This is a genomic window from Amycolatopsis sp. cg9, assembly GCF_041346945.1.
Classification (GTDB): domain Bacteria; phylum Actinomycetota; class Actinomycetes; order Mycobacteriales; family Pseudonocardiaceae; genus Amycolatopsis.
Genome location: NZ_CP166850.1, coordinates 4,084,589 through 4,107,850 on the forward strand (window position 1 = coordinate 4,084,589; position 23,262 = coordinate 4,107,850).

The 23,262-nt window shown below is 72.1% G+C and carries 17 protein-coding genes; 10 read left to right on the forward strand and 7 right to left on the reverse strand.

Annotation, left to right across the window (positions count from 1 at the left end):
* The first annotated feature begins 111 nt into the window (after nt 1–111).
* Complete coding sequence (locus AB5J73_RS19700; RefSeq protein ID WP_370971139.1) at nt 112–516, forward strand: ribonuclease domain-containing protein; 405 nt, start codon at nt 112–114, stop codon at nt 514–516.
* Here AB5J73_RS19700 and AB5J73_RS19705 read toward each other — a convergent pair.
* Genes AB5J73_RS19705 through AB5J73_RS19715 form a run of 3 tightly spaced genes read right to left on the reverse strand, consistent with a single transcriptional unit; the run spans nt 504 to nt 3,587 of the window.
* On the reverse strand, nt 504–1,940 hold the full coding sequence (locus tag AB5J73_RS19705; protein WP_370971140.1) for an alpha/beta hydrolase: 1,437 nt from the start codon (nt 1,938–1,940) through the stop codon (nt 504–506). The genes AB5J73_RS19700 and AB5J73_RS19705 overlap by 13 nt on opposite strands.
* Before the next feature lie 26 nt (nt 1,941–1,966).
* A complete protein-coding gene (locus tag AB5J73_RS19710; protein ID WP_370971141.1) occupies nt 1,967–2,686 on the reverse strand; it encodes an ABC transporter permease in 720 nt (239 codons plus the stop codon).
* Between the two features lie 16 nt (nt 2,687–2,702).
* Entirely contained in the window at nt 2,703–3,587 is an 885-nt protein-coding gene (locus AB5J73_RS19715; protein WP_370971142.1) for an ABC transporter ATP-binding protein, read from the reverse strand.
* A 109-nt stretch (nt 3,588–3,696) separates the two neighbouring features.
* Between AB5J73_RS19715 and AB5J73_RS19720 the strand changes: the two genes are divergently transcribed.
* The 3 genes from AB5J73_RS19720 to AB5J73_RS19730 are packed head-to-tail and all read left to right on the forward strand — an operon-like array spanning nt 3,697 to nt 6,024.
* Nucleotides 3,697–4,836 (forward strand): sensor histidine kinase, encoded by a 1,140-nt coding sequence (locus AB5J73_RS19720; RefSeq protein ID WP_370971143.1) that lies wholly within the window; start codon nt 3,697–3,699, stop codon nt 4,834–4,836.
* Nucleotides 4,833–5,435, forward strand: coding sequence for a response regulator (locus AB5J73_RS19725; protein ID WP_370971144.1), 603 nt, complete (start codon nt 4,833–4,835; stop codon nt 5,433–5,435). The genes AB5J73_RS19720 and AB5J73_RS19725 overlap by 4 nt, the downstream gene beginning before the upstream one ends.
* A 58-nt stretch (nt 5,436–5,493) precedes the next feature.
* Complete coding sequence (locus AB5J73_RS19730; protein WP_370971145.1) at nt 5,494–6,024, forward strand: TetR/AcrR family transcriptional regulator; 531 nt, start codon at nt 5,494–5,496, stop codon at nt 6,022–6,024.
* A 248-nt stretch (nt 6,025–6,272) separates the two neighbouring features.
* Here AB5J73_RS19730 and AB5J73_RS19735 read toward each other — a convergent pair whose 3' ends face one another.
* Together AB5J73_RS19735 and AB5J73_RS19740 are read right to left on the reverse strand one after the other, a co-directional pair.
* On the reverse strand, nt 6,273–6,938 hold the full coding sequence (locus AB5J73_RS19735) for a ubiquinol-cytochrome c reductase iron-sulfur subunit (protein WP_370971146.1): 666 nt from the start codon (nt 6,936–6,938) through the stop codon (nt 6,273–6,275).
* Nucleotides 6,935–7,516: an RNA polymerase sigma factor gene (locus AB5J73_RS19740; protein ID WP_370971147.1), complete on the reverse strand. Its 582-nt coding sequence runs from the start codon at nt 7,514–7,516 to the stop codon at nt 6,935–6,937. The genes AB5J73_RS19735 and AB5J73_RS19740 overlap by 4 nt, the downstream gene beginning before the upstream one ends.
* Nucleotides 7,517–7,629: 113 nt before the next feature.
* Here AB5J73_RS19740 and AB5J73_RS19745 point away from each other — a divergent pair, with 113 nt between their 5' ends.
* The gene (locus AB5J73_RS19745) at nt 7,630–8,886 is read left to right on the forward strand and encodes a vanadium-dependent haloperoxidase (protein ID WP_370971148.1); all 1,257 of its coding nucleotides are present in this window, start codon (nt 7,630–7,632) and stop codon (nt 8,884–8,886) included.
* Nucleotides 8,887–8,893: 7 nt separating this feature from the next.
* On the opposite strand, the gene AB5J73_RS19750 is transcribed toward AB5J73_RS19745, so the two are convergent.
* Entirely contained in the window at nt 8,894–9,694 is an 801-nt protein-coding gene (locus tag AB5J73_RS19750; protein ID WP_370971149.1) for an LLM class flavin-dependent oxidoreductase, read from the reverse strand.
* Nucleotides 9,695–9,765: 71 nt separating this feature from the next.
* Between AB5J73_RS19750 and AB5J73_RS19755 the strand changes: the two genes are divergently transcribed.
* Nucleotides 9,766–10,650, forward strand: a complete 885-nt coding sequence (locus AB5J73_RS19755) for a LysR family transcriptional regulator (RefSeq protein ID WP_370971150.1) — start codon at nt 9,766–9,768, stop codon at nt 10,648–10,650.
* Nucleotides 10,651–10,725: 75 nt separating this feature from the next.
* Complete coding sequence (locus AB5J73_RS19760; RefSeq protein WP_370971151.1) at nt 10,726–14,427, forward strand: S8 family serine peptidase; 3,702 nt, start codon at nt 10,726–10,728, stop codon at nt 14,425–14,427.
* Here the strand turns inward: AB5J73_RS19760 and AB5J73_RS19765 are convergent.
* Nucleotides 14,420–15,484 (reverse strand): helix-turn-helix domain-containing protein, encoded by a 1,065-nt coding sequence (locus AB5J73_RS19765; RefSeq protein WP_370973238.1) that lies wholly within the window; start codon nt 15,482–15,484, stop codon nt 14,420–14,422. The two genes, AB5J73_RS19760 and AB5J73_RS19765, sit on opposite strands and share 8 nt — an antisense overlap.
* Nucleotides 15,485–15,781: 297 nt before the next feature.
* Between AB5J73_RS19765 and AB5J73_RS19770 the strand changes: the two genes are divergently transcribed.
* From AB5J73_RS19770 to AB5J73_RS19780, 3 genes are read left to right on the forward strand one after another with little or no spacing between them, the layout of a single operon-like run.
* The gene (locus AB5J73_RS19770; RefSeq protein WP_370971152.1) at nt 15,782–16,351 is read left to right on the forward strand and encodes a hypothetical protein; all 570 of its coding nucleotides are present in this window, start codon (nt 15,782–15,784) and stop codon (nt 16,349–16,351) included.
* Between the two features lie 6 nt (nt 16,352–16,357).
* Entirely contained in the window at nt 16,358–18,367 is a 2,010-nt protein-coding gene (locus AB5J73_RS19775; RefSeq protein WP_370971153.1) for a flotillin family protein, read from the forward strand.
* The gene (locus AB5J73_RS19780) at nt 18,364–23,235 is read left to right on the forward strand and encodes a DNA repair ATPase (RefSeq protein ID WP_370971154.1); all 4,872 of its coding nucleotides are present in this window, start codon (nt 18,364–18,366) and stop codon (nt 23,233–23,235) included. Before AB5J73_RS19775 ends, AB5J73_RS19780 begins: the two co-directional genes overlap by 4 nt.
* The last annotated feature ends 27 nt before the right edge of the window (nt 23,236–23,262 follow it).

Sequence of the window (23,262 nt, forward strand, 5' to 3'; positions counted from 1 at the left end):
AGCCACCGCCGTCCGGTCGCCAGAAGTTCACCGGACCGGCACCTTCCCGATCCCCTCCGGGCGAAGCGCACCGGCCACCATTCCCGTGCCCGTACGAGACGAGGAGGTTCCGTGCCCGCCCAGACGCTTTCCCGGACCGCGCAGCGGTTCGCCGTGACCGTCACCGCGGTGGCCGCCGCGCTCGGTGTCAGCACCGCCGTCGCCGATGCCGCCGTCTACAGCTCCTGCACGCAGTCCCGCTGCGCCGACGCCCGCACGGCCAAGACGACCTGGCAGGGCAAGGGGTACCCCGGCACCCGCGGCTGGTACGACTGGCCCGGCGGCAAGTGCAACTACGCCGGCGGCACCTACCAGAACCGCGAGGGCGAGCTCCCGGCCGGCCATTCCTTCCGCGAGTTCGACGTCTACCCGCGCACCTGCGGCGCGGCCCGCGACGCCTACCGGATCGTGGTCGACCTGACCAGCAGCGTCGTGTACTTCTCGCCGAACCACTACACGGACTTCTACCGGCTCTGAGCCGCGCAGTACGTGTCGCCCGGCCGCTTGCCGCTCACCAGGTACTCGGTCACGAGCGTCTTCCCGCACTCGCCGGCCGTGAACGGGTAGGCGCCGTGCCCGCCCTGGTCGATCGTGATCATCCGGGCGCGCTCGCCGAACGCCGCGCGCAGCTTGCGGGCTCCGGACAACGGCGTCCCGGGGTCACGCTGGTTCTGCACCATCAGCACGTTCGCCGGGCCGTGGCCGGTGATCCGCACCTGCGGCTCGGCCGGCGGGGCCCAGTACGCGCACGCCCCGATGTTCGCGCTGGCCGCGCCGAGCAGCGGGTAGCGGATCCGGTCGACGGCGACGTCGACCTGGTAGCTGGCGATCGACCGCGGCCACGCCGAGTCGCCGCAGATCACCGCGAACCGGGACGCCAGCAGGTTTTCCACCCCGGTCACCGGCGCCTGCGGCGGCTTCGGGGCCCGGCCCTGGTCGAGCCCCTGCCAGTCCTTGGCGAGCTGGGTCAGGTCCGTCACGTACAGGCCTTCGAACGTCAGGCCGCGGAACACCGAGCCGGTGACGCCCTCGATCGGTTCGCGGTCCAGCCGCGCCGCCAGCTCGTGGAACTTGGCCGTCACCTGCGCCGGCGTGGTGCCGAGCCCGTACTCCGGGTGCGCCGCCGCGAAGGCCGCGAAATCCGGGAACCGGTCCTCCATGCCCCGCCCGAACCCGCGCATCGCGTCGATGTCGTAGCCGCCCGGCCCGAGACTGCTGTCCAGCACGAACCGGTCGCTGCGCTCGGGGAACAGCGTCGTGTAGACCGCGCCGAGGTACGTGCCGTAGGACGCGCCGAGGAAGGACACCTTCGACTCGCCGAGCGCCGTGCGGATGCGGTCCATGTCCCGCGCGGTGTTCGCCGTGGTGACGTACGGCAGCATCGACCCGGTCTTCGCCTCGGCGCACTGCTTGGCTTCCTGCTTCGCCAGCGCGGCCTGCTTCACGACGTCGGCCGGCCCGTTCGCGTACGGCAGGTTGCCGACCGCGATCTGCTCCGGCGTCAGGTCGCAGGTCACCGGTGTGCTGTGCGCGACCCCGCGCGGGTCGAAACCGACGATGTCGTAGGAGTCGAGCACGTCCTGCGGCAGTTTCACGTACTTCAGCAGCTGCGGGTAGTCCAGGCCACCGCCGCCGGGACCGCCCGGGTTGGTCAGCAGCACACCCCGCCGCTTCTCCGGGTTCTTGCTCGGCAGGCGGGACACGGCGACGTCGATCGTGCGCCCGCCCGGATCCCGGTAGTCCAGCGGGACTTTCAGGGTCGTGCACTGCAGGTCCGGCGTCGGGAACGCCCCGGCCGGGCACGGTCCCCAGTCCAGGGTGGCCGGTGCGGCGGAAGCCGCGGGGACGACGGTCGTCGCGCCGGCCACGGCGATCGCGACGGCCAGGAAGGTCTTGCGCATCGGATTTCCTTTCGTTCGCACCGCTTTCAGCGGCGCGGTTCCCAGCGGAAGAGCCGCGTCGCCAGCACGACCGCGACGAAGACCCAGGCCAAGGTCGGGGCGAACAGGACCAGCGAATCGGCGACCGGGCGGCCGCCGTTCCACGCGTCGAGCACCAGCTCGGCCGCGGAACCACCGGGCAGCAGGCGCTTGAGCAGCGTCAGCTCGCCGGTGCCGGTGAGGCCGACCCAGCCGGCCACGGCGATCACGCCGAGGCTGATCGGCAGCGTGGTCACCTGCGCGTGTTCCGGCGAATTCGTCAGCCCGGCCGTGGCCAGGCCCAGCGCGAGCATCATGACCACGGTGGCCACGACGGCCGCGGCCAGCAGGAGCGGGTTCGCCGGCTTGCCGGTGACCACGGCCAGCACGGCGAGCAGCACGGCGATCTGGACCACCGCGATCGCGGTGACCGGCAGCAGCAGCCCGCCGAGGATCCCGGCGTCACCGGCCGCGGTCGAGCGCAGGCGCTTGAGGAACAGGTTCTGGCGGCGGGCGGCCAGCGTCGTCACCGTGGTGGTGTAGAGGCCGATGCCCAGCACGAAGAACAACGTCAGCGTCGCGATGTAGCCGAGGCTGCCCACTTCGGCGAACACGTCGTGCCGGGCGATGAAGAACGCGCTGAGCGCGGCCGGCAGCACCAGGGCGGTGACCAGGACGAGCCGGTTCCGGAAGAGCTGGATCAGCTCGCCGCGGGCGATCGTCAACATGGGGAAGGTCCTTCTCTCAAGAGTTTTCGATGGCGCGGAAGACGTCGTCGAGCCGCGTCGGCCCGGCCTGCAGGTCGAGCAGTTCCACGGCCTGGTCCTGCGCCCACGCGAGCAGCGTGTTGAGGTCCTTCTGCAGGCCGAAGGTCTCGACGAGGAACTTGCCGTCGGCACCGCGCGTGGCGAGCAGCGGCGGTGACGGCGCGTGCGCCGGGAGTCCGAAGTGGATGGTCGACGGCAGCGTGCGGGTCAGCTCGGCGACGGTGCCCTCGCGGTGGAACGCGCCCTGGTGCATGAGCCCGATGCGGTCGGCGCGCTGCTGCGCTTCCTCGAGGTAGTGCGTGGTGAGCACGACGGTCGAGCCGTCTTCGCGCAGCCGGTCGACGGCGTCCCAGAGCGCGTCCCGCGACTGGATGTCGAGGCCGGTGGTGGGCTCGTCGAGGAAGACCAGCTCGGGCGTGCCGTAGACGGCGGTGGCGAAGTCGAGCCGCCGCTTCTCGCCGCCCGACAGCTGCCCGACCTTGGTGCCGGCCTTGCGGGTGAGGTCGACCACGCCGAGCACGCGCCCGACGTCGTCGTGCCGCTCGGTGAGCCGCCCGACCAGCGCGACGGTCTCGCGCACGGTCAGGTCGGCGGAGAACCCGCTCTCCTGCAGCATGATCCCCATCCGCGGGCGGACGGCGGCGCGGTCGCGGGGGTCCTTCCCGAACACCCGCACGGCACCCGAAGTGGGCGCGCGGTGCCCTTCGACCGTCTCCAGGGTCGAGGTCTTCCCGGCGCCGTTCGTGCCGAGCAGGGCGTACAGCTCCCCGCGATCCACTTGGAACGAAAGGTCTTTCACGGCGGGGAAACCGCCGTAGGTGAGGGTGAGGCGATCGACGTCGATGACCGGTGTCGTGGACATGCCCCGAATTCCAGCGCGGATCGGCACGGCCCGGCAGTGCGGCGACGTCACCCGGATACATGACGTGGTGTCACTGGTGGTGCCCGCTCAGCCGGATACGCTCGGGTTCGTGGAGGTACCGATGATCGCGCGCAGGAGTTCCTGGACCGGCGGGGCGGTCCAGGAACGGCTGCGGCGGCTCAACCTGATCACGACCGTCCCGCCGCTGGCGATCGTCGGCGTGCTGCTGCTGGTGCTGACCGCCCGGTCCTGGTGGCACGTCGTCATCCAGGTGACCGGGCTGGTCGCGGCGCTGGCGACCGCCGAGCGCTGGACCGCGGGCGACTACCTCCGCGTGGCGCGCCCGAGCCTGGTCGTCACCGCGGTGGTCTGGCTGGCCGGCGCGCTGACCGACGACACGTCCGCGTTCTTCGGGCTGTCCGTCGTGGGGTCGTTCCTGATCCCGCCGCTGCCGCGCCACCGGCTCGCCGCGCTGGGCGGGCTGGCGGTCCTGATCGCGGCCCTGGGCGCGACGAACGCGCTCGTGCACGACGACCGGATCGGCTGGCGGCTGTTCCAGTTCGCCGCCGTCCCCGCGTTCGCCATGCTGTTCTCGACCGCGTTCATGTTCGTCAGCCAGCGCTTCTTCGACCTGATCGCGGAGCTCGAACAGTCCCGCGAGCGCGAAGCGGAGCTGGCCGTCACCCGGGAGCGCGTGCGCTTCGCCAGTGACCTGCACGACATCCAGGGGCACACCCTGCACGTGGTGAAGCTGAAGGTCGCGCTGGCCGAGAAGCTGCTGGACCGCGAACCCGCCCGGGCGCGCGAGGAGCTGCGTGAGGTGCACGACCTGGTCGGCGAAACCATCGACCGGACCAAGGAACTCGCCTACGCCCAGCGGCGGCTCAACCTGTCCGCCGAGCTGGAGAACGCGAAGAACCTCTTCGAGGCCGCGGGCATCCACGTCCGCGTCGCGCGCGAGTCCGAAGTGGACGCCACCGCGGGGGAGCTGCTCGGCCAGGTCCTGCGCGAGACGACGACCAACATCCTGCGCCACGCCGAGGCCCGCCAGGTGCGGATCACGCTCACCCGGCACGGGATCGAGATCGTCAACGACGGCGCCCCGGACACCGGCCCGCCCGAGCTCAGCGGGCTCGCGGTGCTCCGGCAGCGCCTGGCCGAGCACGGCGCCGAGCTGGAAGTCTCGCACTCCGATGGCCGCTTCCGCACCGCGGCGGCCTTCCCCGCGCCGAAGGAGGCCCGACGATGACCACGGTGGTGCTCGCCGACGACGAAGCCCTGCTCCGCAAGGCGTTGGCCGCGCTGCTGCCGCTGGAAGGCGAGATCACGGTGCTGGCCGAGGCCGACGACGGCGAAACGGCGGTGGCGGCTACCCTCGAACACCGCCCGGACGTGCTGGTCATCGACCTGGAGATGCCGCGCGTCGACGGCCTCGGCGCGGTCGAACGGATCCGCCGGGCCCGGCCGGACCAGGTGATCCTGATGCTGACCCGGCACGCCCGCCCCGGCGTGCTCCGCAAGGCGCTGAAGCTCGGCGTCCAGGGCTTCGTCAGCAAGTCGGCGGAGCCGGCCCACATCACGTCGGTGATCAAGACCCTGCACGCGGGCAAGCGCTGGATCGACCCGGACGTCTCGGCCCTCGCCGTCGTCGACGACTGCCCGCTGACCGACCGCGAGCTGGACGTCCTGCGCGCGACCCGCGAGGGCTTCGCGGTGGCCGACATCGCCGGGCAGCTGCACCTCGCGGAGGGCACGGTCCGCAACTACCTGTCGAACGCGATGCAGAAGACCCAGACCCGGACCCGCCACGAAGCGGCCCGGTACGCCCGCGAGCACGACTGGCTGTAGCCGGTTGGTCCCTTGACACGGGACGGTGTCATGCTGATCTCCGCGAGGAGGGGATGCCGTGCGCCCGAAGAACACACCGAACGACCCGGACCGCGAGCGGATCGTGCACGCCGCCATCCGCCTGGTGCAGACCGGCGGCATCGCCGGCGTGACGGCCGCCTCGGCCGAGACCGGGGCCGAGGTCCCGCCCGGCTCGGTGGCCCACCACTTCGGCTCGGTGCCGGCCCTGCTGCTCGAGGCCGGCGCCCGCGTCCTGCGCCTGCGGACGGACACGCAGGGCGAGTGGCTCGCGGGAACCAGCCCGGCCAACGTCGTCCTCCGGCTGGCGGAGCTGATCCACCACCAGCTGACGGAGCAGCGAGCGACGAGCGTGGTCGCCTACGAGCTGTACGCGCTCGGGCTGCGGCACGAGGAGTTCCGCCAGGCGAGCCGCCTCGCGAACGCCCGCCTGCGCGAACGCCTGGCGGAGGTCGTGCCCCCGGCCGAGGCCGCCCGCCTGGCCGCCACCGCGGACGGCTTCCAGCTGCAGTGCCTGTTCGAGGTGGAGACGCCGACGGTCGAGCAGATCGAGTGGGTCCTGCGGGGCTGAGGGCCACCGCCCCGGCGGCCGGTTTCGCCACGCGCACGACGCAAGGCAGTCCGGCGAGCCGGATCATCCGGCCCCGCGCCCGCCGCGACGACCAGACGGCAACCCGCCGGCCGCCACGGTCCACCCGCTGGCGACGGCGAACGGCGTGAAGGCCGGTCGCGCCCACCGCGCGCCCGGTCGGCGAGCGGGAGGACCGCACCCCCGGCGGTTTCCGCCACTCGCACCACCGGTGCGGACCGGCCCGGCCGTCACGCCCCCGCCGGGGGCACCAGCACCTCGACCACGCCGCCCGCCTCCCGCACGACCAGGTGCGGCAGCGGCGGCGGCGTCACCGGCAGCTGGTGCGTCAGGACCACCCCGTCCACCGCGAACGACGTCCGGTGGCACGGGCAGTTCAGCCGCCGCGCCGGGGCGTCCAGGTTCAGCCGGCAGCCGAGGTGGGTGCAGGTCGCCGAGACCGCCCGCACTTCGCCGCCGGAGCGGTGCACGAAGCCCGCCACCGCGCCGAAGTCGAACGGCAGCACCCCGCCCTCGGGCAGGTCGTGCGCCGCGACGACGGTCCGCCACTCGCCGTTCTCGGGCCGCAGCGTTTCTTCCGACGCGGCCGGTTCGGCGCCCGACGTCACCAGGTACTCCACCCCGGCACCGGCCGCGGCCGCCACCGCGGCGGCCGACGACACCTGGATGAACCGGCGCCGGTTGCCCCCCGCCGGCGGCTCCCCGAGCTCCCGCGCGAGCCGCCGGTGCAGGCCGGCGACGAACTCCTCGCTCGCCGCGGCGCCCCCCGGCCGGGCGGCGCGCAGCAGCACCGCGGTCCGCAGCTCGGCTTCGTCGCCCGGACCGGCCGCGAAGGGGCGTGGCCGTCGCCGCCGCAGGAGGTCCTTGACGAACCGGCGGACGCCTCGAGTGCTCACGTGTCCATCCCTTCCGCCAGCTGGGCCGCTTGGCGCAGAGCCCGGTGCTGCAGCACCTTCGCGTTGCCGACGGTGGTGCCCAGCTGCTCCGCCGCCTCCTTCAGCGAGCAGGCCTGCAGGAACCGCAGGCGCAGGATCCGGCCGTAGCGCTCGGGCAGCTGCGCGAGGATCGCCTCGGCGCGCGCCAGGACGCCCGGGTCCGCGGTGCCCGCTTCAAACGTGGCGACGTCGTGCTCCTCGTCCAGGGTGGTGATCTCCCGGCCGAGCGTGCGCCGCCAGTGCCCGGCGAGCACCGTCCGCGCGGTGGCCAGCAGGTACGCCCGGACCTCGCCCACGCTCGCCGAGACGCGCAACGGCCGCAACGCCGTCAGGAAGACCTCGGTGGTGAGGTCTTCGGCGTCCGGCCGGTTGCCGACCTTCGAGAACATCAGCCGGAACACCCGGTCGACGTTGTCGCGGTAGACCGCCTCCCAGTCCGGGTAGACGTCCGCGCCGACCGCACGCAGCCGCGGCCGCGGTGCCGCGCCCGCTTCGTCCTGTTCGGCGCGCTTGCGCCGGAACCGCTGTGCCACCGGCACCGCCCGCCTTCTCCCCGCCGGATTCTCCCGCCACCTGAGGCATACGCGCCCGGGTTACGCCGTAACCGGTGCGCGTATCGGTGAGCGGACCCTCCGACGACCTGGGGAGCGAAATGACCACATCGATGTCGCGCCGGAACCTGCTCGTGGCGAGCGGAGCGGCGGCGGCCGCACTCGCCCTGCCCGCGCCGGCCACGGCGTCGCCCGCACGGGGTGGCGCCGACGTCGTCCTGGCCTGGAACCGGGCACTGCTGGCCATCGTGCGCACCCCCGGCCTGCAGCCCGCGACGGTGCACCCGACGCGCAGCTTCGCGCTGCTGCACGCGGCGATCCACGACGCCGTCGTCGCGACCACCGGCACCGGGCGCCCCTACCTGTTCACCGTCGACGCCCCGGCCCACGCGGCCCCGGAAGCGGCGGCGGCCCAGGCCGCCCACGACGTCTTGGCGGAGCTCTACCCGGCCCGGTCCGCGGAGCTCGCGAACCTGTTGTCCGGGCAGCTGGCCCGGGTGGCCCCGGCGGGCCGCGACGCCGGCGTCCGGGCCGGCCGGCTGGTCGCCCGCCTGCTGCTCGGCCTGCGCGCGAACGACGGCTCGGCGGCGATCCCGCCGGTCCTGGCACCGGGCACCGCACCGGGGGAGTACCGCCCGGCCCCGCCGGCGTTCGCACCCGCCGCGTTCACCCACTGGGCCGCGGTGACGCCGTTCGTCCTCGACCGGGCGAGCCGCTTCCGCCCCGGCGCGTACCCCGCGCTTTCCGGTGCGACGTACGCGAAAGCCCTGCGGGAGGTCGCCGCGGCCGGTCGCGACACCAGCACCACGCGAACCCCCGGCGAGACGCGGCAAGCGCGGTTCTGGGCGGCCCCGATCTGGAACTACTGGAACGAGATCGCCCAGTCGGCCGTCGGCGGCTCGCACGCCGGCCTGGTCGTCGCGGCCCGGGTGTTCGCGCGCCTGAACCTGGCCTTCGCCGACGCGGTGATCGCGTTCTACGAAGCCAAGTACCACCACCGGATCTGGCGCCCGATCACCGCGATCCGCCTCGCCGCCGACGACGGGAACCCGGCGACGCGGGGGATTCCGGACTGGTCGAGCCTCGCGGCCACCCCGCCCGACCCGGCGTACCCGGGGGCTCACAGCGTCATTTCCCAGGCGGGTGCCCAGGTGCTGCGCCAGGAGTACGGCCCCCGCCGGCCGCTCGCGGTGACGTCCGAGGTGCTGCCGGGCGTGGTCCGCCACTTCACGACGTTCCAGGACGTGGCCGACGAAGCGGGCTCGAGCCGGATCGTCGCGGGCGTCCACACCCGCCTCGACCACGACGCGGGCCGCCGGCTCGGCCAGGACGTCGCGACGTTCGTCCTCCGCTCGTGACGCCGGCTCAGCGGGGCCCGTCGCGCAGGACGCCGCGCACCCGGTCGACGGAAAGGGATTCGGGGTCGAAGCCGGTCAGCAGCCACGTCGCACCCGCCCGCGCGTAGGGCGCGCCGTCCTGGCCGGGCCGGACTTCCGCGACGTAGTCGAACGGCCCGGTGCCGGTGCGCAGCGCCTCGACCCCGGCGACGGCCTCGGCGAACCGGTCGGCCGAATCGAGGTTCACCGGGAAGTAGCCGTCGAGCCGGGCGGCCCGGCGCATCGGGCGGAGCTTGCCGGGGAAACCCGCCGCCCAGACGGGAATCCGCCGGACCGGCGTCGGCAGGAAGCGGATGCCGTCCACGGTGTAGTGCTCGCCGTGGTGGTGCACGACGTCGCCGGACCAGGCGGCGGCGAGGACGTCGAGGGCTTCGTCGAGCATGCCGGCGCGCACCCGGTCGTCGCACTCCTCGCCGGTGCGGGAGAACTCCCCGGCGAACCGGTCGCTGCCGAGCCCGACGCCGAGCGTGAGCCGGCCGCCGCCGAGCCGGTCGAGGGTGGCCGTCTCCCGCGCGAGCTTGGCGGGCCGGCGCCGGGCGATCGCGCTGACCACCGGCCCGAAGCGCACCCGCGACGTGGCGGCGGCGACCGCGGCCAGCGTGATCCACGGATCGGCCACGGCGGCCACCGGTTCGCGCCAGCGGAGGTGGTCCCAGACGAAGAAGCCCTGCCACCCGGCCGCTTCGGCCTCGGCGGCGAGGCGGGCGACGAGGGCAGGGTCGGCCAGGTCGTCGAAGAGCGGGAGCCAGAGCGCGTGCTGTGGGGTCATGCCGGGAACGCTAGGGAGACATTTCCATCGCGAAAAGCGATGAATACTGGCTGATTCGATAAGCTGCGCTGATGCTGGAGCTGCGGCACCTCGCGACCCTCAACGCCGTCGCGGCGGAAGGCACGTTCGGCCGGGCGGCGGAGCGCCTCGGCTACACCCAGTCCGCGGTCAGCCAGCAGATCGCCGCGCTGGAGCGTTCCGTCGGCGGTGCGGTGTTCGACCGGCCGGGTGGCCCCAAACCGGTCCGCCTGACCCCGCTGGGAACCGTGGTCCTGGTCCACGGCCGAGAGCTCCTGTCCCGCGCGGCGGCCACCGAAGCCGCGCTCGACCGCTTCCGCGCCGGCGCCGGCCGGGTGGACATCGGCACGTTCCAGAGCGTCACCAACGCCCTGCTGCCCACGGTGATCCGCACCTTGCGCGACGAGCGGCCCGAGGCCGACGTCCGCCTCTTCGAAGAGGAGTCGGCGAACCCGCGCATCGGCGATCTCGACCTGCTCTTCTTCGACGGCCCCGTCGGCGGCGACGTCGAGCAGACGCGGCTCCTGACCGACCCGTACGCCGTGGTCGCCCGCCGCGGGACGTTCCCGCCGGGCCCGGTCGCCCTCGCCGGACTGGACGGCGTGGCCATGGTGGCCCAGCCCCCGATCTGCGACCAGGCCCGGGTGGAGCGCGTGTACGCGACGGCGGGTGTCACCCCGCGAATCGTGTTCCGCACGGCGGACAACCGCGGCGTGCTGTCGATGGTGCGCGCGGGGCTGGGGATCGCGGTGCTCCCCGAACTGGCCCTGGACGTCCGCCCGGACGACGAGGACCTCACCACCCACCCGGCCGACCCGGCGCTGGCACCCCGCGAGATCTGGCTGGCGTGGCCGGCGGACCGCACGCTGTCGCCGCTGGCGGAGCGCGCCCGCGAGCTGGCGCTCGGCCTGGCCGCGAAGCCCGAGGTGAGCGGCTGACGAAGATGCGACGTGTCGTGTTTCGGACGCGCCCGCCCTAGTGACGGATCACGGTGGCGGCGCAAGCCTGGTGCGATGCACTGGAGATCACGTGTTCTGGTCCTGGCCTGCGCCGGCACCCTGGCCGCGGGCACCGCCGGAGTCGCGGACGCGGCCCCCGGCCCGAAAGCGGCGCCGTCACCCGCGGGCGTCGAACGGCATTCGGTCACCTTGCTCACCGGGGACGTCGTCCAGGTCGAACGGCAGCCCGGCGGCAAGCAGGCCGCCACCGTCCAGCCCGCGCCGGGCCGGGAGAAGATCCGGTTCCACCAGCAGGAGATCGACGGCCACCTCAGCGTCTTCCCCGAGGACGTCGCGCCCCGGCTGGGCTCGAAGCAGGTCGACCGGACCCTGTTCGACGTCACGGAGCTGATCGCCGAGGGGTACGCCGACGAGCAGTCGAAGACCCTCCCGCTGATCCTCACCTACCGCACGGGCGCGGACCTCCGCACCGCCGAGGCGACCCCGGCGGCCGCCGAGCTGGGCGCGACGTTGACCAGCGTCAACGGCCGCTCCGCGCGGGCCAGCAAGGCCGGCGCCACCGCGTTCTGGACCTCCTCGGCGGGCAGCGCGATCGAGCGGATCTCCCTGGACCGCAAGGTCCGCGCCTCCCTCGACCGGAGCGTCCCGCAGATCGGCGCCCCCGAAGCGTGGGCCGCGGGCTACGACGGCACCGGCACCACGGTCGCGGTGCTCGACACCGGCTACGACCCCACCCACCCCGACCTGGCCGGTCGCGTGAAAGAGGCGGTCAACTTCACGACCAGCCCCGACACCACCGACCACTTCGGCCACGGCACGCACGTCGCCTCGACGATCGCGGGTTCCGGCGCCGCTTCGGGCGGCAAGCTCAAGGGCGCCGCGCCGGGCGCGAAACTGCTCGTCGGCAAGGTGCTCGACGACGACGGCTTCGGCTACGAGTCCTGGGTCCTCGCCGGGATGGAGTGGGCGGCGCACTCCGGCGCGAAGGCCGTCAACATGAGCCTGGGCGGTGGTCCGACCGACGGCACCGACGCGCTCAGCCTCGGTCTCGACGCGCTCAGCGCGCAGACCGGCACGCTCTTCGTGGTGGCCGGCGGCAACGACGGCGAACTGGGTGCCTACACGATCGGCTCGCCGGGCACCGCCGAAGCCGCGCTGACCGTCGGCGCGGTCGGCCGTGACGAGAGCCTGGCGTCGTTCTCCAGCCGCGGCCCGCGCCTGGGCGACAACGCCGTCAAGCCCGACATCACCGCGCCCGGCGTCGGCATCGTCGCCGCCCGCGCCGCGGGGACCGCCATGGGCGACGTCGTCGACGACCACTACACCGCCGCGTCCGGCACCTCGATGGCGACGCCGCACGTCGCGGGCGCGGTGGCGATCCTGGCCCAGCAGCACCCCGACTGGCCGGGCAGCCGGCTGAAGGACGCGCTGGCCAGCACGTCACTGACCGCCAACGGACTTTCGGTGTTCGAGCAGGGCGGCGGCCGGGTCGACGTGGCCCGCGCGGTGAAGCAGAAGGTCTTCGCCACCGGCACGCTCGACCTCGGCGCGATCGAGGACGGCAAGGCACCGGTGGCCAAGGAGGTCACCTACACCAACGTCGGCACCACGCCGGTCTCGCTGAAGCTCGCGCTCGACGCCAAGTCCCTCGCCGGGGTCCCCGCCGCCGACGGGATCCGGCTCGGCAAGTCCACTGTGGACGTCCCGGCCGGCGGCCAGGCGACGGTCACGATCACCGGCGACCCGGCGAAACTGGCGGCGGGCACCTACAGCGGGCGGCTCACCGCGACCGCGGCCGGCGTGGCCGTGCACACCTCGCTCGGCGCGGACAAGACCGCGCCGAAGCACAAGGTCAAGATCTCCGCGCTGGACCTGCGGGGCAAGCCGGCCGTCGCGCCGTGGCTGCTGGTGTACGGGGAGGACTACCGCTTCGACGTGAACACCTGGCTGGGCGGCGACAGCCTGACGGTCGAGCTCGGCGCGGGCGTGTACTACCTGACCGCGGAGGTCGACGGCGCCGGGAACGGCCTTTCCGTCTACCAGGTCGTCCAGCCGGAAATCCGGATCACCGGCGACACGGACATCGTGCTCGACGCCCGCAAGGCGGTGCAGGTCCAGATCGAGACCCCGAAACCTTCGGAGCAGACCGGGATCTGGAGCTACTACACCTACCGGGAACTCGGTCCGCGCCGCATCGCGAACTACGCCATGCAGTTCGACTACACCCGCGAACTCTGGGTCACCCCGACGCCGAAGGTGACGACCGGTGCCTTCGAGTTCGGCTCCCGCTGGTCGAGGATCGCGCCGCCGTTGACGGCGAACGTCCTGGGCGGCCGTGCCCCGCTCACGACCCGCTACCTCGCCGGATCGCCCAAGCTGGACGGCCGCCGGCTGCTGCAGGCCGTCTCCGCGGGGCAGGGCAAACCGGCCGACTTCAAGAAGGCGGACGTGCGCGGGAAGGCCGCGATCGTCGACCCGGACCCCGCCGACTACAACCGCGACGAGGTCTCCCGCGCCGCCGCGGACGCCGGCGCGGCGATCGTCTTCATCGTCGTGCCGGACGGCTGGGGCACCGCCTCGGTGCCGTCGATCAGCGCGGCGCCGTTCCTGAAGATCCCGACCGTCCAGCTCGACCGGGACGAAGGGCTGGCGCTCCTCGCCAGGATCAAGCACTTCCCGGCTTTCCTGAGCCTGCTGGGGATCGCGGTCAGCCCGTACCTCTACGACGTGGTGCAGACCGAGCGCGACCGGATCCCGGAGCGGATCGTGCACCAGGTCACCGCGGCGAACACCGCGACCATCACCACGCACTACCGCCAGACCGGCAGCGGCGGTGAGGCCAAGGAACAGCGGTTCGCGTGGAAGCCGTGGCAGGACTTCGCCGTCAACGAGTACCAGCGGTACGTGACGACGCCGTCGACCCGGGAGGAGTACGTCAGCTCCGGGGACGTCCTGTGGCAGCACCGGGTCAAGCACGGTCTGATCTGGGATGAGATGTCGCCGCTGTCCGGCGGCATGACCGCGGCGCCGCGCACCTACCCGGGCAAGGAAAACCTCACCGAGGACTGGTTCGCGCCGGTCGTGCGGCCTGCCATCCCGCGCGGCGTGCCGGGCCTGGACTCGACGCGGGAGGGCGACGAGTTCCGGATCCGGATCCCGGAGTTCGTCGACAGTCAGGCCGGTCACTACGGCTTCAACGAAGGCGACGACCAGGCCGGCCCGGCCACCACGTCGGCGAAACTGTTCCGCGACGGGAAACTCGTGTCGGAACAGCCCTACGCGTTCGGCACCTTCCCGGCCGGCGCGGACCCGGCGACCTACCGGCTCGACCTGTCGGTGCGGCGCGATTCGCCGGAATGGCTGTTCGGCACCAGCACGCAGACGTCGTGGACGTTCCGCTCGGCCCGATCGGCGTCGCCGGCGCTGCTTCCGCTGCTGCAACTGGACTACGCGGTGGACGCCGACGCCGGCAACCGCCTCCCGGCCGGCCGCCCGGGCAAGATCGGCCTGACCGCGCGGTTCCAGGACGGGATGGCCGCGCCGGACGTGCGGTCGATGAAGGCCTGGGTGTCCTACGACGACGGCAAGACCTGGCGCGCGGTCGACGTCAAGCGCACCGGGAAGTCATACGAGGCCACGGTCGGCCACCCGCCGCTCGGTGCCACGAACAAGTACGTCGCGCTGCGGGTGCAGGCCACCGACAGCGCGGGCGACGCCGTCGAGCAGACGGTGCTCCGGGCGTACGGGCTCAAATAGCGTCACGCACGGGCTCCGGGTGCCTCACACCGTCACGCGGCAGGAGGCGCCCGGGGCTCGGCTCGTCCAGCCAGCCGAGTTTGCTGGCCTGCCAGGCCAGCTGCATCCGGGTGCGGACGTTGACCCGGCGCATCAGGTCCTGCAGGCGCCGCTGGACGGTCCGGTAGCTGACGTCCAGCTGCGTCGCGATCGACTTGTCGCTGACGCCGCCGATGAGCAGCGACAGCAGCCGCCGCTCGTCGGGGTCGAGGTGGCTCGTGGGCGCGGTGTCGCCGATCCGCAGCGGCGACGCGCGTTCCCAGTAGACCTCGAACAACGCGACCAGCGCGGACAGCAGGCTGCTTTCGCGGACGAGCGCGGCGGTGGGTTCGCCCGTGCTGTCGTGGCTGACCAGCGGGCACAGGGCCACCCTGCGGTCGGAGATGGCCAGGCGCACCGGCAGTTTCGAGATCGAGCGGGCGATCTCCCCGCCCTCGATCCCCTCCAGGACGTTGACGATCCGGCCGGGTTCTTCGAGCAGGCCGGTCTCGTAGATCACGCGGTAGCGCACACCGCGGGCCTGGGCCAGCGCCTCCTCGACGTTCTCCGACGCCGCCATGGCGACGTTGCCCTCCAGGCAGAACCACAGCGACTCTTCCCGGGCCCCGCGCTGGATGGCGAGCGCCTGCCGCCGAATCGCGTCCACCCCGGTGATGACCTCGACGAGCTGCGCGGAGTCCCGCCGCCGCACGCTGCCGCGGTACTCCTCGGCGAGCTGGGACACCGCGGCCCGCGCGGCCTCCAGCTTCTCCTGGCCCTGCACCAGCAGCGGCCCGAGCGACACATCGGGCGGCGCCGACGCGTAGTGCTCGTCGGCCTTGCTGACCAGGCCCTTCGCCAGCAGAACCGAGAGGATAGGTGCCACCTCGGCGCGGCTCATGCCCGCGGTGCGCGCGATCTCGTCGGCTGCGGTCCGGTACCCGCCGACGATCACGCGGTAGACCCGTTCTTCGTCGGGGGTCATGCCCAGCGCTTCCAGCACAATGCCTCCCAGCCACGTGGCCAAAGGGTGTCCCATCAGCACTGACGGCTGGTTGACAACGTACAACGCGAGGCGGTGCCCGAAGTGTTCCGGTTGTGCCCCCTCTTCGCCACGGAGGCTCGGCTTGCCTGTGGTGCTGCGGGAAGGCTCAGCGGTCGCATGCATCGACAAGACGTGAGCACTCGGAAGCGAAGTGTCACTCAGGGTCCCGGTTGAGCCGGCTCCCGCGTGACCGCTTCGTGTCCGAATTGTTCACCCGCCCTCGCGCGCCGGCTATATAGTCGCTGGCCAGGGCCCTGTGCTGCCAGGCCCGTCCTTGGGGGGAAGGAAACGATGAGCGGGTTCGTCTCCGCGGCTTTGGCTTTTCCTGCCGTGCTCTTCAGCTTCCTGCTGGTCGTCGTGATCGGCTACTGGGGCCTGGCCTTGCTCGGCGTCCTCGACGTCGAAGACGGTGACATCGGGTTGTTCGGCGGCGTCCCGCTGTCCATCTCGCTGTCGCTGCTCGTCGCCTTCACGTGGTTCCTCAGCCTGGCCGGCACCGTGCTCATCGAAGGCGCGCCCCTGCGGGTCCTGCTCGGCTTCGGCGTCCTGGTCGTCGCGCTCGTGGGCGGGGCGCTCGGCACCCGGCTGATCATCGTGCCGTTGCGCCGCGTGTTCGCCGGGGCCGAGCCGACGCGGCAGGACTTCGTCGGCCGGGTCGCCGTCGTGCGGACGTCGAGTGTCACCGAGGACTTCGGGCAGGCCGAAGCCACCGCTGCCGACGGCTCGTCGGCGATCATCCAAATTCGACTGGCCGGCGAAGGCAACCTCGGCGTGGGCAGCCGCGTTGTCCTCTACGACTACGACTCCGCGGGAGAGTTCTTCTGGGTCAGCCCCCTGGAACTCGAAGCAGAAAAGGACTGAACCGGAATGGATGCCATCGGCCTGGGGGCCGGCGTGTTGATCGCCGTCGTGGCCCTGATCGTCCTGGTGCTGCTGTTCGCCGTGAGCCGGTTGTTCCGCAAGGTGCCGCAGGGCAAGGCGCTGATCATCTCCAAGGTGCGCAAGGTCGACGTCACCTTCACCGGCGCGATGGTGCTGCCCGTGCTGCACAAGTCCGAGGTCATGGACATCTCGGTGAAGACGATCGACATCGAGCGCACCGGACAGGAAGGCCTGATCTGCCGGGACAACATCCGCGCCGACATCCGGATCTCGTTCTTCGTGCGGGTCAACAAGACGGTCGAGGACGTCGTGAAGGTAGCGCAGGCGATCGGCACCGAACGCGCGAGCGACCAGGAGACCCTGCAGGAACTGTTCAACGCGAAGTTCTCCGAAGCCCTGAAAACCGTCGGCAAGCAGCTCGACTTCGTCGACCTCTACACCAAGCGCGACGAGTTCCGCGACCAGATCATCCGCGTCATCGGCACCGACCTGAACGGGTACAGCCTGGAAGACGCGGCGATCGACTACCTCGAGCAGACCCCGATGGCCTCGCTGGATTCGGCGAACATCCTCGACGCGCAGGGTATCCGCAAGATCACCGAGCTGACCGCGATCGAGCACGTGCGCACCAACGAGTTCCGCCGCCACGAGGAGAAGGAGATCACGCGCCAGAACGTGGACGCCCGTGAGGCGATCCTCGAGCTGGAACGGCGTCAGGCCGACGCGGAGGTCAAGCAGCGCCGCGAAATCGAAACCATGCGGGCGCGCGAAGAAGCCGAAATCGCGAAGGTGCAGGCGGAGGAGCGGCTCAAGTCGCAGGCCGCGCAGCTGCGCACCGACGAGCAGCTCGGCATCCAGCAGCAGAACCAGCAGCGCGAGATCGAAGTCGCCGGCAAGAACCGCGAACGCGTCATCGCCATCGAGTCCGAGCGGATCGAAAAGGACCGCCTGCTCGAGGTGATCGGCCGCGAGCGCGAGACCGAGCTGTCCCGGATCGCCAAGGACAAGGAACTCGAAACCGAGAAGCGGTCGATCGCCGAGGTGATCCGGGAGCGGATCGCCGTCGAGAAGACCGTCGCCGAGCAGGAAGAGAACATCAAGAAGCTGCGCGTGGTCGAGGAGGCCCAGCGCACCCGCGAGGCCGTCGTCATCCGCGCCGAGGCCGAAGCCCAGGAGAACCTGGTCAAGGGCATCAAGGCCGCCGAGGCCGCGGAGCAGGCCGCCAAGTTCAAGGCCCGCGAGGAGCTGACCCTCGCCGAGGCGCGCCAGCAGGCCGCCGAGCTGGAGACGCGGGCCAAGATCCGGCTCGCCGAAGGCGTCCAGGCCGAGGAGGCCGCCGCCGGCCTCGCCGCCGCGCAGGTGCGCGAGCGCGACGCCGTCGCACTGGAGAAGGTCGGCCGCGCCGAGGCGATCGTCGAGCGCGAGAAGGCCGTCGTGGTCGCCGAGGCGTTGCGCGACAAGCTGAAGGGCGAGGCCGAGGGCCTCACCGAGAAGGCCGCCGCGTTGGCCGCGCTCGACAGCGCGAGCCGGGAGCACGAGGAGTACCGGCTGCGGCTCGACGCGGAGAAGGAGATCCGGCTGGCCGCGCTCGACGTGCAGCGTGACGTCGCCGAAGCGCAGGCGGTCGTGCTCAGCGCCGGCCTGGAGAAGGCCGACATCGACATCGTCGGCGGCGAGACCATGTTCTTCGACCGCGTGGTCGGCTCGATCGGCCTCGGCAAGAGCGTGGACGGCTTCGTGCAGCACTCCGACGTCGTCGGATCGCTCGCGCGGCCCTACCTGGACGGGTCGGCCAGCTTCACCGACGACCTCGCCAAGCTGATCGGCGCGGTGAGCACCGAAGACGTGAAAAACCTGACGCTGTCGGCCTTCCTGGCCAAGCAGCTGCAGGCCGGCGGGCCGGACAGCGACAAGCTCCGTGAGCTGATGACCACGGCACAGCAGCTCGGCCTCGCCGAGACGTCGGTCGCCACCGTCGTCGCCGCGAAGCAGTGACGGCGGCCGATACGGAGCTGGACGCGGGCACCTACGACGTGCTCCGCGTCCGGCTGGCCGCCCAGGCGGCAGAGCTGGCGAAGCGCGCGGACGAGCTCAACGCGCGGCGGCTGGCGGTGTTCGGCAGCGAGCAGCTCGCGCTGGTCGGCACCGAACGCATCCGCACCGCCAACAACTGCGTACCCCGGGACATCGTCGCTGTCGACGGGCGGATGCTGTTCGGCTACAACGTCTTCATCGGCCTGAAGCCCGAGACGTCGATCGACGACGTCTTCTCGCTGCAGCGCTTCAGCCGCGACGCGGACGCGTTCCGGTTCGACGACGTCAGCGCCGACGAGCTGCCCGAACTGCTGCGTGACGAGCGGTTCGGGCGGGACTTCGGTGAGCTGTACCGGTACTACCGGCAGGCGAAGCTGCTGCAGCTGCGCCGGCTGGACGGGAAGCTGCTCGCGGTGTTCCAGATCGGCCCGCGCACCGAGGACATCCGGGTGCTGCGGTGGGGCGTCGCGGCCGACGGCACGGTGTCCTACCTGGACAGCCGGGGCGAGCGGGACCACATCTTCCCGCCGTCGCACGACTTCGAGTGGATCGAGACGACCCGCGAGGACCACGTCCTGGGCCGGCACCCGCACATCTCGATCGAAAACGAGGTCTTCGTCGAAACCGTCGGCGGCAACCTGACGGTCAAAGTCGAGAACAACACCGAGACCGGCGCCGGCGTGTACGCCGAGCCGGTGGACGAGCCGCTGCAGAGCCTCGCCGACGCCGAGGTCTCCTACGCCCGGATCGGCCCGCTGATCCTGCTGCGCATGCTGCCCTACAAGGAAACCGAGTACCGCTACCTGGTGTTCAACACGCGCACCCAGGACGTCGTGCGGCTCGACGGCATCGGGCAGGCGTGCCAGCGCCTCCCCGAGGACCACGGCATCATCTTCCCCGGCGGCTACTACCTCGACACCGGCGTCAGCAAGACGTTCGACACCACTGTGGACGGTCTCGAGTTCGAGCGCGTGATCCGCTCGCCCAACGGCGAGGACGTGCTGTACGTCTTCCACGCGCGGGCCGAGGGCCGCTCGCTCCTGCTGCCGTACAACGTGATCCGCAAGGCTGTCGCCAACCCGATCCCGTGCCACGGGTACTCGCTGTTCGACGACGGCACGATGATCCTGTTCCGCGCGGTGTCCGACGAACCGAGCCGGGTGCACCCGATGCAGGTGTGGCGGACGCCGTTCCAGTCGGACACCTACGCCGCGGCGCAGCCGGTCGGCACCGGGCCACTGGAGCGCATCGGGAACGCCGACCTCGTCCGCGGGATCTCGGACTGCCTGTCGATCACCAGGATGATCGGGGAAATGGCGCCCTCGGCGGCGGTGTTCGAGGCGCTGATCGCCGCCTGCGCCCGCGTCTTCGACCACTACCACTGGCTCGGCGAGACCGAGCTCGGCGACCTGCGTGCGCCGCTGTCCGACGTCCGCGTCACCGCCGAGCAGGTGCTGGACGAGTTCGAAACGGTCACTTCGCTGACCGCGCAGGCGGCCGAGGCCGTCGACACGGCGGCGGCCGAGACCGCGTCGCTCGTGCGGCGGGTGCGGGGCGAGGCGCTCAACGCGGCGGACGCGTGGGTGCGGCGCCTGGCCGAGATGCACCGGGCGCGCGGGCGCTTGGTCACCGTGCGGGAGCTGCGGTACGCCGACACCGCGCGCGTGGACGAGCTGATCGCCGGGCTGGATCGCGAGTTCTCCGAGGCCGCGCAGCGGGCCGTGCGGTTCCTGCAGGGCGAGGAGGCGTTCACCGGCTACCACGCCGAAGTCGACGGGCTCATCGCGGCGGCGGGTGCGATCAAGACCGTCGCCGAGGCCGGCCCGGTCGCCGAGCGGCTCGACGAGCAGTCCGCCGGCCTGGCGGTGCTCACCGACGTCGTGGGCGGGCTGGACATCGCCGACGCCGTCGTCCGGACCAAGATCCTCGAGCGCGTCGGCGAGGTGATCGGCGCCGTCAACCGGGCGCGGGCCACGCTCGACGCGCGCCGCAGGGAGCTCCTGGAGACCGAGGGGCGGGCGGAGTTCGCGGCCGAGTTCGCGCTGCTCGCGCAGGCCGTCACGGGCGGGCTCGCGGTCGCGGACACCCCGGAGCGCTGTGACGAGCAGCTGGGCCGGCTGCTGCTGCAGCTGGAGAACCTGGAATCGCGGTTCGGGGAGTTCGACGATTTCCTGACCTCCCTCGGCGAGAAGCGGACCGACGTCTACGAGGCGTTCTCGTCGCGCAAACAGGCGCTGCTGGACGAGCGGGCGCGGCGGGCGGACCGGCTGGTCGAGTCGGCCGGGCGCATCCTCGGCAGCGTGACGCGCCGGGTCGGTTCGCTCGGCTCGGCCGAGGAGATCAACACCTACTTCGCGGCCGACCCGATGGTCTCGAAGCTCCGTATCGTCGTCGAGGACCTGCGGTCGCTCGGCGACCAGGTGCGGGCGGAGGAGCTGGAAGGCCGGCTGAAGGCCGCTCGCCAGGAGGCCGGCCGGGCACTGCGCGACCGGCTCGACCTGTACGGCGAGGGCGGCGAGACGATCCGCCTCGGCCGCCACACCTTCGCCGTCAACACCCAGGACGTCGACCTGACGCTGGTGCCGCACGACGGCACGATGAAGTTCGCGATCACCGGCACCGACTACCGGTCGCCGGTGCGCGACGCCGCGTTCGAGGCGACGCGGCCGTACTGGGACCAGCTGCTGGTCTCGGAGTCGCCGGAGGTCTACCGGGCCGAGTACCTCGCGACGTCGATCCTCGCCGAGCGACCGGTGGCCGAGCTGGTCGAAGCCGACCTGCTCGACGTCGTGCGGAGCGTGGCCGGGGAGCGGTACGACGAGGGCTACGCGCGCGGGGTCCACGACCACGACGCCGCCGCGATCCTGGGCGCCCTGCTGCGGCTGCGGTCCGCGGCCGGCCTGCTGCGCTACCCGCCCGCGGCCCGGGCGGCGGCGCAGCTGTTCTGGGCGTTCGGCGCCGACGAGCGGGCGAAAGCCGCGTGGACGACCCGGGCCGCGTCGCTCGCGCGGGTGCGGGAGGCGTTCGGCCCCACCCGGGCGATCGACGAGCTGGCGGGGGAGCTCACGGCCGCGATGACGGCGTTCCTCGACCGCGCCGGGCTCGCGCTCGACGCCGAGTTCGCCGGGGAGTACCTGGTCGAGGAGCTCGCCGTCGTCCCGTCCGGGTTCGTCACCAGCGGTGGCGCGCGGGCGGTGCTGGACAGGTTCCGGCTGGACCGGCGGAGCTTCGCCGAAGACCTGGGTTCGCTCGACGACCTGGCGGACCGGTACCAGCTCGCCGACGCGTGGCTGCGGTCCTTCGCGGACTCGGCCGGCCTGCCGGCCGACGAGTTGCCCGAGGCCGTCGCGATCGAGCTGTGCGACCTGCCGCGGTACGACTCGTCGGCGACGCTGACAGCCACTGTGGACGGTCTGCTCGGCGCGCACCCGCGGCTCACCGGGCGGTCGATGACGGTGCGGCTCGACGAGACACTCGCCAGGACACACCGCTTCCGGCGCGACCGCGTGCCGGGTTTCCGCGCCTACCAGCGGCTGCGCAACGACCTGGTGGCGGCCGAACGCGACCGGCTCCGGCTGGCCGAATACCGGCCGAAGGTGATGAGCGCCTTCGTGCGGAACCGGCTGCTCGACGAGGTCTACCTGCCGCTGATCGGCGACAACCTGGCCAAGCAGCTCGGCGCGACCGGCGACGCCAAGCGCACCGACCAGTCCGGGCTGCTGCTGCTCATCTCGCCGCCGGGGTACGGCAAGACGACGCTGATGGAGTACGTCGCCAGCCGCCTCGGGCTGGTCTTCGTGAAGGTCAACGGGCCGGCGCTGGGCCACGACGTCACCTCGGTGGATCCCGCGGACGCGCCCAACGCGACCGCGCGGCAGGAGGTCGAGAAGATCTCGTTCGCGCTGGAGCAGGGCAACAACGTGCTGCTGTACCTCGACGACATCCAGCACACGTCACCGGAACTGCTGCAGAAGTTCATTTCGCTGTGTGACGCGCAGCGTCGGATGGAAGGCGTGTGGGAGGGCCGCACGCGGACCTACGACCTGCGCGGCAAGCGATTCGCGGTGTGCATGGCCGGCAACCCGTACACCGAGCAGGGCAAGCGGTTCCGCGTCCCCGACATGCTCGCCAACCGCGCCGACGTGTGGAACCTCGGCGACGTGCTGTCCGGCAAGGAAGAGCTCTTCGCGCTGAGCTACGTCGAGAACGCGCTGACGTCGAACGCCGTGCTGGCGCCGCTCGTGTCCCGGGAGCGGTCCGATGTGGACGTTCTGGTCCGGATGGCCCGCGGCGACGGTTCCGTTCGCGCCGACCAGCTTTCGCACGCCTATTCGGCCACGGAGCTGGAGCAGATCCTCGCCGTGCTCCGGAAGCTGCTGCGGGTGCAGCGGACCGTGCTGGCGAACAACCAGGCCTACATCGCCTCGGCGGCGCAGGCGGACGCTTCGCGCACGGAACCGCCGTTCCAGCTGCAGGGTTCGTACCGGAACATGAACAAGCTCGCCGAGCGGATCGTGCCGGTGATGGACGACGCCGAGCTCGAGGCCCTGATCGACGACCACTACGCCGGCGAGGCCCAGACGCTGACCTCGGGCGCCGAGGCCAACCTGCTCAAGCTGGCCGAGCTGCGGGGACGGCTGTCCCCGGAGCAGACCGCGCGGTGGGCGGACGTCAAGGCCGCGTACCTGCGAGAACAGGCGCTGGGCGGCGACAGCGAGGACCCGCTGAGCCGCGCGGTCGGCGCGATGGGCCTGCTGGCCGACCGAGTCGGCGCAGTCGAGGCGGCCATCGGACGGGCGGCTCGGCAGCTGGCGCGGGAAGAGGTTTGACGGCTTCGACGCCTTGAGCGGGAACTC